General features: G+C 67.9%; 14 protein-coding genes. 10 read left to right on the top strand and 4 right to left on the bottom strand.

What is annotated here, in order from left to right; translation table 11 throughout:
- Positions 1–100 precede the first annotated feature (100 nt).
- Entirely contained in the window at positions 101–526 is a 426-nt protein-coding gene (locus V1260_RS03605) for a heavy metal-responsive transcriptional regulator (RefSeq protein ID WP_329745420.1), read from the top strand.
- Here the strand turns inward: V1260_RS03605 and V1260_RS03600 are convergent.
- Positions 523–855 (bottom strand): hypothetical protein, encoded by a 333-nt coding sequence (locus tag V1260_RS03600; protein ID WP_329745419.1) that lies wholly within the window; start codon positions 853–855, stop codon positions 523–525. The two genes, V1260_RS03605 and V1260_RS03600, sit on opposite strands and share 4 nt — an antisense overlap.
- A 207-nt stretch (positions 856–1,062) precedes the next feature.
- On the opposite strand from V1260_RS03600, the gene V1260_RS03595 reads away from it, so the two are divergent.
- Entirely contained in the window at positions 1,063–1,272 is a 210-nt protein-coding gene (locus tag V1260_RS03595) for a heavy-metal-associated domain-containing protein (protein WP_329745418.1), read from the top strand.
- A gap of 40 nt (positions 1,273–1,312) precedes the next feature.
- Complete coding sequence (locus V1260_RS03590) at positions 1,313–3,778, top strand: heavy metal translocating P-type ATPase (RefSeq protein ID WP_329745417.1); 2,466 nt, start codon at positions 1,313–1,315, stop codon at positions 3,776–3,778.
- Positions 3,779–4,022: 244 nt separating this feature from the next.
- Here V1260_RS03590 and V1260_RS03585 read toward each other — a convergent pair whose 3' ends face one another.
- Genes V1260_RS03585 through arsB form a run of 3 tightly spaced genes read right to left on the bottom strand, consistent with a single transcriptional unit; the run spans position 4,023 to position 6,932 of the window.
- Entirely contained in the window at positions 4,023–5,363 is a 1,341-nt protein-coding gene (locus V1260_RS03585; RefSeq protein ID WP_329745416.1) for an FAD-dependent oxidoreductase, read from the bottom strand.
- Positions 5,364–5,389: 26 nt separating this feature from the next.
- Entirely contained in the window at positions 5,390–5,818 is a 429-nt protein-coding gene (locus V1260_RS03580) for an arsenate-mycothiol transferase ArsC (RefSeq protein ID WP_329745415.1), read from the bottom strand.
- A gap of 22 nt (positions 5,819–5,840) precedes the next feature.
- Entirely contained in the window at positions 5,841–6,932 is a 1,092-nt protein-coding gene (gene arsB / locus V1260_RS03575; RefSeq protein ID WP_329745414.1) for an ACR3 family arsenite efflux transporter, read from the bottom strand.
- Positions 6,933–7,013: 81 nt separating this feature from the next.
- Here arsB and V1260_RS03570 point away from each other — a divergent pair, with 81 nt between their 5' ends.
- The 7 genes from V1260_RS03570 (at position 7,014) to V1260_RS03535 (ending at position 12,602) form a co-directional block, all read left to right on the top strand.
- Complete coding sequence (locus V1260_RS03570; protein ID WP_087484024.1) at positions 7,014–7,379, top strand: ArsR/SmtB family transcription factor; 366 nt, start codon at positions 7,014–7,016, stop codon at positions 7,377–7,379.
- Between the two features lie 28 nt (positions 7,380–7,407).
- The gene (locus V1260_RS03565) at positions 7,408–7,839 is read left to right on the top strand and encodes an arsenate reductase ArsC (RefSeq protein WP_329745413.1); all 432 of its coding nucleotides are present in this window, start codon (positions 7,408–7,410) and stop codon (positions 7,837–7,839) included.
- 9 nt (positions 7,840–7,848) lie between these two features.
- Complete coding sequence (locus V1260_RS03560) at positions 7,849–8,508, top strand: arsenate reductase ArsC (protein WP_329745412.1); 660 nt, start codon at positions 7,849–7,851, stop codon at positions 8,506–8,508.
- Between the two features lie 414 nt (positions 8,509–8,922).
- Positions 8,923–9,303 carry a Cd(II)/Pb(II)-sensing metalloregulatory transcriptional regulator CmtR gene (gene cmtR / locus V1260_RS03550; RefSeq protein ID WP_031306883.1) on the top strand — a complete coding sequence of 127 codons (381 nt, stop codon included), beginning with the start codon at positions 8,923–8,925 and terminating at the stop codon, positions 9,301–9,303.
- On the top strand, positions 9,300–11,342 hold the full coding sequence (locus V1260_RS03545; protein WP_329745411.1) for a heavy metal translocating P-type ATPase: 2,043 nt from the start codon (positions 9,300–9,302) through the stop codon (positions 11,340–11,342). The genes cmtR and V1260_RS03545 overlap by 4 nt, the downstream gene beginning before the upstream one ends.
- Entirely contained in the window at positions 11,339–11,986 is a 648-nt protein-coding gene (locus V1260_RS03540) for a DsbA family protein (RefSeq protein WP_329745410.1), read from the top strand. Before V1260_RS03545 ends, V1260_RS03540 begins: the two co-directional genes overlap by 4 nt.
- A complete protein-coding gene (locus V1260_RS03535) occupies positions 11,967–12,602 on the top strand; it encodes a vitamin K epoxide reductase family protein (protein WP_031306885.1) in 636 nt (211 codons plus the stop codon). Before V1260_RS03540 ends, V1260_RS03535 begins: the two co-directional genes overlap by 20 nt.
- Positions 12,603–12,664: the final 62 nt, after the last annotated feature.

Raw genomic sequence — 12,664 nt, 5'->3', positions numbered from 1 at the left:
CACGCCGAGAGGTCGTTTCATCGAACTCGACGCCGCCGCGTCTTGGCGGAGCGGGTCCGCCGCGACCGCAAAACCTTCCATCTGGCTGTAATATACGAGGATGAAGATCGGAGAGCTGGCCCGGCTTGGTGACGTGAATCCGAAGACCATCCGGTACTACGAGTCCATCGGGCTGCTGCCGGCGCCGGCTCGCACCCCGTCGGGCTACCGGGACTATGACGGGTCCTACGCCGACCGGCTGACGTTCATCCGCACGGCCCAGCGTCTGGGCATCACCCTGGACGAGGTCAAGGAGATCCTCACCTTCCGCGAACGCGGAGAGGCCCCGTGCTCCTACGTGCACGGTGTGCTGGATGCCCAGGTGGAGACCATCGACCGCCGAATCCGAGAGCTGGAAGGCCTTCGTCGGCAGCTGACCGAGCTTGCGGCCGAAGCCGACCGTCTGCCGGAGACCAGCGGGACCTGCCGGCTGATCGAGCACGTCCGACACAAGGCGGCCTCGCCCAAGCGGCCCCGGGTGGGTTAGGCGGCGGCACCGGTCACCTGTCGGTAAGCCTCCGCCGCGGCCCGGCTGGCCTCGGCGCACTCGAGCATGCCGGCACGGCCGCGCTCCTGCGCGCATCGTTCACAAGCGTCGGGGCACGTGCCGCACATCGCGGCGGAGAACTCGCTGCCGCGGGCGAGCAGCGGGATGCACGCCCGACCCAGCGGGGCGCAGTCAGAACACGGCGAGATGCAGTCGGCCAGGTCCGCGTTGCCTTGGTTCGCGCAGTCCTTGGCGCACTCCGCATGCTTCACGACACATGCGGCCAGGGTGTTCATCACCTGCTGGGCTCGGTGGTCGCTAAGTGGCATGGCGGTTCGGCCCTTTCGTGCAGGCCCTCCAGCGCGGGCGCTCTTCTACCGGCCATGACCGCCTTCGGCCTTCCTGAGAACGGGAGGGCCAACCGCCCGGTCGAGCCCGGGCGGCCTCGTCACCAATCGCGGGATAGAGGCCCCCCGCTTGACCTTCCAGTCGAATGGAAGGTTTATGCTCGGTCGCACCTACAGGAGGTGTGTGTGATGACTACTCAGACGTTCCGTGTCGAGGACATCCACTGCGGCGGTTGTGAGAACGCGATCCGCAAGGCGTTGACCCGCCTTGGTGGCGTGCGGGACGTTGCCCCGGACTCCGCCACCAACCAGGTGAGGGTGGATTTCGACAGTTCCCAGACCAGCACCGCAGCGATTGCCGAGCGGCTCGCCGCGGCCGGCTACCCGGTCATCGAGTGAACCGGCGCAGGGCAACGACTCCGAGACAGGAACGAGCACTGTGACTCAGACGGAACAGGAAGACCAGCTGTGGGCGGAGGAGCCCAATCACCTGGCCGGGCATGCCCGGCTCCGGGCACGGATCGCGGGCCTGCACTGCTCACTGTGCACGGGCACCATCGAGAAGGCGCTGGGCCGCCAGCCCGGCGTGGACAAGGTCGCGGTCAGCCTCACCCATGAGCAGGCCCTGGTCGACTACGACCCGGGCCTCATCCGGCCGGAGGCCATCCTCGGCATACTGCGCGACATCGGCTACGACCTGTACGACCCGCGCAAGCTCCGCCCGTTCGAGGAGGAGGAGGCCGAGCTCGTCCGGGAGGGCAAGCGCCTGCTGGCCGCGATCGCGGTCAGCCTCACCGCCATTGCCCTGATCCTGGAGGTCTCCGGCATCTGGTCGGTGCTGGTGCCCGCGTCGGTCGTGGCCCTGATGGTCCCGGTCTCCTACGCGATCCTGCGCCCAGCCGGCCGTGTCCGCGCCGCCCTCGGTGCCGTGGCGATGCTCGCCCCGGCCGCACTGGCCTATACGGCTCGCCAGTGGGGCTTGATCGGGGAACCGGCCGCCGGGTGGCTGACCGGGGCCCTGGCCCTGACGGTGGTGTTCACCGTCGCCCCACACATCCTGCGAATGGCCTACCAGGCCGCACGGCGCGGCATCCTCAACCAGCACGTGCTGCTGGAGGTCGGCGCGTTCGCCGGCATCATCGGCGGAATCATCGGGCTGACCGGCGCCTTTCCGGACTACCCGACCGCGCCCTTCTTCGCGGTGACCGTGCTGGTCACGAACTACCACATCTTCTCCGAGTGGCTCTCCCTGCTGGTCAAGACCCGCTCCAGCCAGTCCGTGCGCAAGCTGCTAAGCCTGCAGCCGGACACCGCCCGCCTGGTTCGCGACGGTGCCGAGCAGGAGGTCCCCGTCGCCCAGGTCGCGGAGGGTGACCTGGTGCGCATCCGGCCCGGGGACCGGGTACCGATCGACGGCCGGGTGGTCGAGGGCTACTCCACCCTCGATCTGTCCCTGGTCACCGGCGAGCCGGTCCCGGCCGAACGGTCGGCCGGCGGCGAGGTGATCGGCGGGTCCATCAACGGTGCCGGCACCCTGCTGGTGCAGGCAACCCGGGCCGGGGCGGATAGCTTCTTGGCCCAGGTGGTGCGCCATGTCGAGGACGCCCGGGCGCTCAAGCCCGGCATCTTGCACCTGGTCGACCGGGTGCTGCGGGTCTACACCCCCACCGTGTTGATCGTGGCCGCTCTCGCGTTGGTCGGTTGGCTGCTGGGGTCCTGGGCGCTGGCCGGGGAGCCCGACGTGCGCCGGGCGGTGTTCGCCGGCATCGGCGTGCTGGTCATGGGCTACCCGTGCGCGGTGGGGATCGCCGCACCGCTGGCCATCGTGCGCGCCGCCGGGGAGGCCGCCGACCGGGGCATCATCATGCGCACCGGGGAGGCGTTCCAGACCTTCGGACAGGTCCGCACCATTGTGCTGGACAAGACCGGCACCCTCACCAAGGGCCGGCCCGCCGTCCGGGAGATCGAGGCCCGCACCGGTCAGGCGGACGTGCTCGCCACCGCCGCGGCGGCCGAGGCCCCCTCCGAGCATCCGCTGGCGCGGGCCATCGTCACCGCCGCCGCCGCCCGCGGCCTGCCGGTACCGGCCGCCCGGGACTTCGCCTCGGTCACCGGCTTCGGTGTCACCGCCACCGTCGACGGGCAGACCGTGGTGGTGGGGCGGCCCGGCTTCCTGACCGACCACGGCATCGACCTGACCCCCGTCGCGGCCACCGTCCAGCGCTTGGAGAACATCGGACGGACCGTGGTGGCCGTCGCTGCCGACGGGCACCTGCTGGGTGTCATCGCCCTCGGCGACGAGATTCGCGCCGAGGCGGTCGAGGCCGTCGAGCAGCTGCGGACAGCAGGCATCACCCCGGTGCTGGCGACCGGCGACAACGAGCGGGCCGCCGCCCACGTCGCCGCACAGGTCGGCATCGAGCAGGTCCGGGCCGAGGTGCTGCCCGAGGACAAGGCCGACCTCGTCCGCGAGCTCCAGGCTGGCGGCACCCGGGTGGCGATGGTCGGGGACGGCATCAACGACGCCCCCGCCCTGATGCAGGCCGACGTCGGCATCGCCATGGGCGGCGGGACCGACATTGCCATGGAGTCCGCCGACGTGGTCATCGTCCGCGACGACCTACGCGCGATCCTGACCGCACAGCAGTTGAGTCGGTCCAGCTACCACCGCACCCGGCAGAACGTCGCCCTGGCGTTCGTGTTCAACGGCATCGGCATCCCCGCCGCCGCCACCGGGCTGGTCTACCCGGTCTGGGCGATGGTCGCGATGGCCCTGTCCGTGACCACGATCTTCGTCAACTCTCTCGGCGGGAGACCCTCCCTCCTGTTCCAGGCCATCGGCAGCGTCGGACGCACCCCAGAGGAAGACACCGAACCCGAGCCGCTGGGCACGCACCTGACGTGACCCAGCCAGAGGGCCGGACAGGAGCATCTCCCTCTCGGCGTACCAGCGCGAGACCCCCTCGCTCCTGAGCACCGAGTACGTCCTCCACAGCATCGCCGAGGACCTCTCCCTCCGCTTCACCGGAATCTGTGCCTATAGATCTTCCCGTCCCACAGCGCCAATTACGGCCGATCTGGCACAGGTTTGCGCCCTCGGGTGTAGCCCAGCGGAACGGCACTGAGCGTTGTGCCGTCCCGCTGTCTATTTATCGGCCGACGGAGAGCTCGACCAGTTGCGGGCTGGAGCAGCAGGCGTCGCTGGTTGGGGCGGGGGCGTCGCAGCTGCCGCCGAGGTCGGTGGTGCACACGCCGGTCTCTGGCAGTTCGAGGTGGACCGCGTCTGCTGCTTCGCGGTCGCCGGCCAGCGCCGCCGCGATGGAGCGGACCTGCTCATAGCCGGTCGCCATGAGGAACGTGGGCGCGCGTCCGTAGCTCTTCATGCCGACGATGTAGAAGTTCTTCTCCGGGTGGGCGAGGACTCGCTCCCCGTGGGGTTCGACCGAACCGCAGGAGTGGAACTCGGGGTCGATGAGCGGTCCCAGCTGCGTAGGTGCCTCGACGGCTGGGTCCAGGTTCAGGCGAAGCTCAGCGAGCATTCCGAGATCGGGGCGGAACCCGGTGGCTGGCACCAGCACATCGACGCTCACCTCTCGCTTCCCGTTCGGGGTCACCGCATGAACAGTCAACGAGTCCTCGAGGCTGAAGTGGGTGATGGTGAACGAGGTGAGGACCTCGATGCGTCCGGAGTCGACAAGCTGGCGCAGTCGTGAGCCGAGGGCTCCCCGCGCTGCGAGCTCGTCCTGCTCGCCGCCCCCGTACACGCGGGTGAGGTCAGCGGTGCGAACGGCCCAGATGATCGTGGTGGCGGCGTCCAGTTCTGCGAGGTCCAGCAGGGTATTGGCGGCCGAGTGGCCGGCACCCGTCACCATGACGCGTTTGCCGGCGACGCGCTCGCGATCACGGCCCTGCACGTCGGGTAGTGGCGGTGTGATGCGACCCGCGGCGAGGGCCTGTCGTTCACCGGGAGCGAGGAGCCCCGCCTGGCCCAGCGGATTCGGCGCGGACCAGGTGCCGGACGCATCGATGACGGCGGAGGCGAGCACGTCGTCGCTGTATCCATCAGCGGTCTGGATCCGGACCAGGAAGGGTGTCTCCTCGCGACGTGCAGTGCGGGTCTTGTCCATGCCAGCGCGGGAGACAGCGGTCACTCGCGCGTCGTAACGGATCGACTCGGCGATCTGAGGAAGGTGCGCGAGAGGTTCGAGGTACTGCTCGCGCAGTTCGTGACCGGTCGGCAGAGCCTCGCTATCGGGGGCGATCCAGCCGCTGGCCTCGAGGAGGCGCTGTGCGGCGGCATCGAGGTTGTACTGCCACGGGGAGAACAGCCTGGTGTGTCCCCAATCGGTGATCGCCGCTGCTGCCGTGGATCCGGCCTCGAGGACGACGAACGGCAGGCCGCGTTCGGAGAGTTGGGCGGCGGCGGCCAGGCCGATGGGGCCGGCGCCGATGATGACTACGGGATGCGAGGTCGTTGCGGTGGTGAGCACGATGGGACTCCTTGCTGCTGGTGAGGTCAGTTCGAGGTCTGGGTGAGGTCGGTCAGGAGCGCGCGGACGTGAGCGTCGATGTCGTCGCGGACCAGGCGCATGCGCTCCATCCCTTCGATGCCGCGGTGGGAGGGTTCATCGGTGTGCCAGGTGGTCACCGGCGCTGCCATCCCGTCGACCGGCTCGATGACGGCTTCGCCACCGATGACGATCACGTGATCGACGCTGCGCAGCAGTTCCGGGGTGACCGGCTGCGGAACAGCGGAGGACATGTCCGCACCGACCTCGGCGATCGCCTCCGCAGACTGCGCATTGATGGAGCTGCCGGGCCGGGTGCCGGCGGAGTGGACCTCGACGGCGTCTCCGGCGTGGTGGCGCATGAGGGCCGCGGCCATCTGGGACTTGCCGCCGTTCTTCACGCACACGAACAGGACTGCGGGACGTTTCGTAGTCATCGTGACTCGATCTTTCTGCTGGTCATCGGGGAGGGACGGTGGCGTCGCCGGGGAACAGGCGGCGACCCATCGCAAGGGCGACGTAGACGAGGCCGACGAGGACGGGGACCTCGATCAGGGGGCCGACGACACCCGCGAGAGCCTGGCCGGAGGTGACGCCGAAGGTGCCGATGGCGACGGCGATGGCGAGCTCGAAGTTGTTGCCCGAGGCGGTGAAGGCGACGGTCGTGGACTTCGCGTAGTTCAGGCCGATCGCCCGGCCGACCAGGAACGACCCCAGGAACATCACCACGAAGTAGACCAACAGCGGCAGGGCGATACGGGCCACGTCCCCCGGAGCGGAAATGATCGCGTCGCCCTGGAGCGCGAACAGCAACACGATGGTGAACAGCAGCCCGTACAGGGCCCACGGGCCGATCTTCGGGAGGAAGCGCTCCTCGTACCAGGTACGGCCCTTCGCTCGCTCCCCGACCACGCGCGTGAGGAACCCGGCGACCAGGGGGATCCCGAGGAAGATCAGCACGCTGAGGACGATCGCGCCGATCGAGAACTCTGCCGACGTGGTCGGCAGCCCCAGCCACGAGGGGAGCGCCTGGAGGTAGAACCAGCCCAGGGCACCGAAGGCGATGACCTGGAAGACGGAATTGATCGCGACGAGCACGGCGGCAGCCTCGCGGTCACCGCAGGCAAGATCGTTCCAGATGAGCACCATGGCGATACAGCGGGCGAGGCCGACGATGATCAGGCCCGTGCGGTACTCCGGCAGGTCGGCCAGGAAGATCCACGCCAGCGCGAACATCAGTGCAGGGCCGATCAGCCAGTTCAGCACCAGCGAAGAGATCAGCAGTCGCTTGTCCGCGCCGATGCGGCGGGTCTCGTCGTAGCGGACCTTAGCGAGGACCGGATACATCATCACCAGCAGCCCGATCGCGATAGGCAGGGAGACGGAGCCGATCTTCACCGCTTCCAGAGCGGTGTTCAGGCCGGGGATGAACCGTCCCAGCAGGAGCCCTACGACCATTGCGGCCAGGATCCATACCGGCAGCCAGCGATCCAGGAAGGACATCTCCTTCATCACGCGTGGCTGCTCCACGTTTTTGGTGGTCGTACTCATCAGTGTTCGGCACCTTCCATCGACGGATATCGATCCGAACGCTATGCTGTACATCGATGACTGTCAATGTAAGGTGAGGGCATGACCACGACGACCCAGACTGTTGCTGCCGGGATCAAGGAGAGCACCCCGTCCGACGAGTGCTGCACGCTGTCCGCCGGGCCCGTCGACATCGTCGACGCCGAGAGGATCGCGTCCCTGCTCAAGGCGCTGTCCGATCCCACACGCCTCCGGCTCCTCTCCCACGTCGCCACCCAGGGCTGCGATTCAGTCTGTGCATGCGACCTCACCGAACCGCTCGGGATCAGCCAGCCCACCGTCAGCCACCACATGAAGAAGCTCGTCGACGCCGGCCTGCTCACGCGCGAGCAGAAGGGTCGTTGGGCCCACTACTCCGTCGTTCCGTCGGCCTTCGCAGAACTCCGCGCCTTCCTCGATATCGCCTGATTCCCTACTGCCTGCTTTGGAGATCCTCGTGACCGCACGTCCCAGTGTCCTGTTCGTCTGTGTCCACAACGCCGGCCGCTCCCAGATGGCGGCGGGATGGCTGCGTGAGCTCGCCGGTGACCGCATCGAGGTGCGTTCCGCCGGTTCCGCGCCCGCCGACTCGATCAACCCCGCCGCAGTAGAGGCGATGGCCGAGGTCGGCATCGACATCTCCCACCAGAATCCGAAGATCCTCACCCCCGAGTCCGTCCAGGCCTCCGACGTCGTCATCACCATGGGCTGCGGGGATGCCTGCCCGTTCTACCCCGGCAAGCGGTACGAGGACTGGAAGCTCGAGGACCCGGCCGGCAAAGGAGTCGTAGAGGTTCGCCCCGTGCGCGATGAGATCCGCGCACGCATCGAGGAACTCATTGCCAGCCTCCTCCCGCAGGACGCCCCGACCGCCCCGGCTCAGAACTGAGGGGTCAAGATGACATCGCAGCGTGAGACCCCTTCGCTCCTGAGCGCCGAGCACGTCCTCCACAGCATCACCGAGGACCTCTCCCGCCGCTTCACCGGAGTGTTCGCCACCGAAACGGTCGACCAATACGTCTTCGAGTCCTACACCGCCCTGGCTCGCACTTCCAAGATCACCTCACACCTGCCCTCACTCACCGAGCGCTTCGCTCGAGACCGATTGACCGCGCTCGCCCAGTCCAAGGGCGCCGCCCCGCACGATGTCCCCGAAGTGCTGCTGGTGTGCGTCCAGAACGCAGGCCGCTCCCAGATGGCCGCCGCACTGCTGGATCACCACGCTGCTGGTCGAGTGCACGTCCGATCCGCCGGCTCCACACCCAGCGATGCACTGCACCCGCGGGCCGTGGAAGTCATGCGAGAAATCGGGATCGATCTAGCCTCCGCGTTCCCCAAGCCCCTCACCGACGATGTCGTCCGCGCGGCAGACGTGGTCATCACCATGGGCTGCGGGGATGCCTGCCCGATCTACCCCGGCAAGCGCTACGAAGACTGGGACCTCCGCGACCCAGCAGACAGCACACTCGAGCAAGCACGCCAAGTCCGCGACGACATCGACACCCACGTTCGCAACCTATTGGCCGAAATCCTCCCTGAATCCGCGACGTCCCACTGACCAACGCAAGGAGAGACATAACTTCATAATTCCCCGGTTACCGGGGGTCGGCATCGTTCGGTTGAGAATTACTCTCCGCCGAGCCGCGCACAGCGGTGAACGCAGCTCGTGGCGACGTTGCAGTCTGCGTGCACCGCCGAGGGGCATCCCGGCGGGCACCCGTGTCCTAAACGACCAGTTACGGGATTGTCGTCTTCCTCGGGACGGTGGCAGGTAGGAGGCGGACGAGGACGATCATGGCGATGAGTTCGACGAGAGTCTGAGTAACCACTGCGCGTGGTGCGATCGCCAGGGCATCGGGAAGCGATAGCGCGAGCGGGAGGACCATCTGTGAGTTGCGGGTGGCGGCTGAGAACATCACTGCCCGCGTCAAGGCGGTACCGCTGGCGGCAGCCGCAGCTGTATGGTCAGTGCATGCTGACTAAAGCTTCGCGCCTCGAGGTCATGAATCGTCTCGGCCGTGCCATGGCCGACCCAACCCGGTCCCGCATCCTGCTGTCGATCCTCGACCATCCCGGCTATACCGCCGTACTGGCGGAAGAGCTGTCGCTGACCCGTACCAACGTGTCCAATCACCTCTCCTGCCTGCGCGGCTGTGGCATCGTGGTCGCTTCCCCCGAGGGGCGGCGCACGCGCTACGAGATCGCCGACGCGCATCTGACCAAGGCGCTCTCAGGGCTGGTCGAGACTGTGCTGGCGGTCGATGATGGCCGTCCGTGCACCGATGAGGACTGCGGCATCCCGCTGTGCTGCGATGCCTCCGTCGAGGTGCGTTCCAAGGCGGGCACGCGATGAGCGACGAATGCTGCGGCCCCGAGAAGCCCGCACCGCCCGTGGCCCCAGTGGTGGAGGATGCATGTTGCGGAAGTAGCGGCCTGACGGATCCGCCGGAGGCACTCGAGCTCGAACAGCTCTCACCGTGGTGGCGCGATCGTGCGCTGATGCTGCCGGTCGCATCCGGTGTCTTGTGGGTAGCGGGGCTCTTGATCGGTTGGGCAGGGCTCAGCACAGTCGCTCTCGCGGCCCACGTTCTCGCCCTGCTGGCCGGGGCCTGGACCTTCGTCCCCGGCACTTTGCGTCGCCTTGTGCAGGGCCGTGGACGCGGTCGGCTCGGCGTGGGCCTGCTGATGACCATTGCCGCGCTCGGTGCGGTGCTGTTGGGGCACATCGGCGAAGCCGCCGCATTGGCGTTCCTGTTCTCCCTCGCAGAGGCGCTCGAGGACCGGTCGATGGATCGCGCGAAGCAGGGCCTGCGGGCACTGCTCGCGCTCATCCCCGAGACTGCCCGCGTCTCACGCCCGGGAGGTCCCGAGACCATCGCGGCTGCGGAGGTCCGCACCGACGACGTGCTCCTGCTCGGCGCGGGCGACAAGGTGGCCACGGACGGGGTCATCGTCTCCGGGCGCTCCTGGATGGATACCTCCGCGATCACGGGCGAGTCCATACCGGTCGAGGTCGGCCCTGGGGATGAGGTGCATGCCGGTTCGGTCAACGGCTCGGGCTCTCTATCACTGCGCGCTACGGCTGACGGCCGAGACAACTCGCTGACCCAGATCGTGCGCCTGGTCGAGCAGGCCCACGCCGCCAAGGGCGAACGTGCGCGCCTCGCTGATCGCATCGCCCGCCCCCTCGTCCCCGTGGTGCTGATCGTCGCCGCACTGGTCGCACTGATCGGCGTCCTCACCGGAGAACCGGCGATCTGGATCGAGCGTGCCCTGGTGGTGCTCGTCGCCGCGTCGCCCTGCGCGTTGGCGATCGCCGTGCCGGTGACGGTGATCTCCTCGATCGGCTCCGCGAGCAAGCTCGGCGTGGTCATCAAGTCCGGCGCCGCCTTCGAACAGCTCGGGACGATCCGCACTGTTGCACTGGACAAGACCGGGACGCTCACCCGCAACGAACCCAGGGTCGTGGATGTCGCCACAAGCGAGGGCCGCAGCCGCGAGGAGGTCCTCGTAGCGGCCGCTGCTCTCGAATCCGCCAGCGCTCACCCCCTCGCCACCGCCATCCTCGCCGCAACAGATACCACGGTGGACGCCGACGATGTCCAGGAAACCCCCGGACACGGCATCACCGGCAACATCGGTGGCCGGTTGATGCGCGTAGGAAGTCCCCGCTGGATCTCCCCTGGCCAGCTCGAGGACCGTACCCACGAGATGGCCGCAGGTGGAATGAGCGTCGTCTTGGTCGAGGAGGACGGCCAGGTGATCGGCGCTGTCGGCGTCCGCGACGAGCTGCGCCCGGAAGCTGCCGCGACGGTTGCTGCGCTGCATGCCCAAGGCATCCGCACCGTCATGCTCACCGGAGACAACACCCTGACCGCTCGCGCGATCGCGGCAGAGGCCGGCATCGAGGAAGTCCATGCCGAGCAGCTGCCCGCCGACAAGGCCGCCCACGTCCGTCGCCTCTCGGAGCAGGCTCCGACCGCGATGATCGGAGACGGCATCAACGACGCGCCCGCCCTCGCGTCAGCGACCGTGGGCATCGCGATGGGAGCGACCGGCACGGCAGCAGCAGTCGAGTCGGCCGACGTCGCCTTCACCGGCACGGACCTGCGACAGATCCCGGCCGCTCTGGCACATGCTCGCCGGGGCCGCCGCATCATGACCGGAAACATCGCCCTCGCGCTGGCGATCATCGTGGTGCTGTTCCCGCTGGCACTGTTCGGGGTGCTGGGTCTGGCCGCAGTGGTGCTCGTGCACGAGGTCGCCGAAGTCGTGGTGATCGCCAACGGCATGCGGGCCGCACGCACACAAGGGGTGGGCGCGCAGGGGCCGTCCAGGCCGATCCGGCAGGATCTGCGCGAGACGTCGACTGTGGGAGGACCCGCCGCATGAGCAGGAGCACAAAATTCACCCTGGGACTGATCGCAGCAGCTGCGCTGGTCCTCGCCGGGTTCATCATCTTCCTCAACCCCGACGAGCAGGAATCGGCGCCGGCCGAGGGCACGGGTTCCGCGTCAGCCCAGCTCGTGCGAGAAGACAGTCCCCGGCTGTCCGAAGGTGGCGATGCCGTCTTCGTGGAGTACCTGGACTTCGAATGTGAGGCGTGTCTGTCCCTGTACCCCACGATCGAGGAGATTCGCGCCGAGTACGGCGACCGCGTGACCTTTGTGGTGCGGTACCTGCCGTTGCACGGAAATTCTGTCGAAGCCGCCAAGGCGGCTGAGGCCGCCGGAGAGCAGGGCGAGTTCGAAGCCATGTACAAGGCGCTGTTCGAGAATTCCGCCGAGTGGAGTCACCAGGAGACCTCGCAGCGGGAGGCGTTCTTCGGGTACGCCGAGGAGCTCGGGCTCGACATGGAACGCTTCGAGCAAGTCTATGACGATCCGGCCACCCTCGAACGCATCGAGCAGAGTGCTGCCGACGCGGAGGCGCTCGGCGTGACCAGCACTCCCACCTTCTTCGTCGACGGGGAGCGCCTGGAGCCCACCCGCGTCGAGGACCTCACGGATCCTCTCGATGCCGCACTTGAAGGCTGACGGCCCGGCCGCCGGGGAGCCTCGGGATTCGAGGGCTCCGCGCGGCCTGGGGATGCTCTTCACCGTCAGCGGCGCTATCGGCCTGGTCATGGCCGTTGTGCTGTTGGTCGAGAAGATTGCTCTGATCGAGGACCCCAGCTACGTCCCCTCGTGCAGTCTCAATCCGGTGCTTTCCTGCGGCTCCGTGATGGACACCCCGCAGGCCTCAGCCTTCGGCATCCCCAACCCGATCCTCGGCATCGCCGGCTTCGCGGCCGTTCTCGCGCTCGGATTCGCGTTCCTCGCCGGCGCCCGTGTGGCGCGCTGGATGAGTGTGCTCATCCAGGCAGGCGTGACCTTTGCGGTGCTCTTCGTGCAGTGGCTGATCGGGCAGAGCCTGTACGAGATCGGGGCACTGTGCCCCTACTGCATGGTCGTGTGGGCAGTGACCATCCCGCTGTTCTGGTTCACCACGATTCACCATCTCCGCGCTCTGGCAGACAGCTCCACCCCGGCCATTCGCCGGGGTGCCCGTCTCGTAATCGAGTTCCGCATCCCGATGCTTGTGGCCTGGTACCTCGTGATCCTGGCACTCATCGCCGTGAGGTTCTGGGACTACTGGTCCACGCTGTTCTAAGCGCCGGAGAGCTCACATCTCCGCCCACCCACCAATCCCCTCTCGATCACCTTGAAGGAGCG

This window comes from Brachybacterium sp. J144, assembly GCF_036321705.1.
Lineage (GTDB): Bacteria > Actinomycetota > Actinomycetes > Actinomycetales > Dermabacteraceae > Brachybacterium.
Note: the sequence above shows the minus strand (reverse complement) of the source record. Positions and strands in the feature narration are given on the sequence as shown.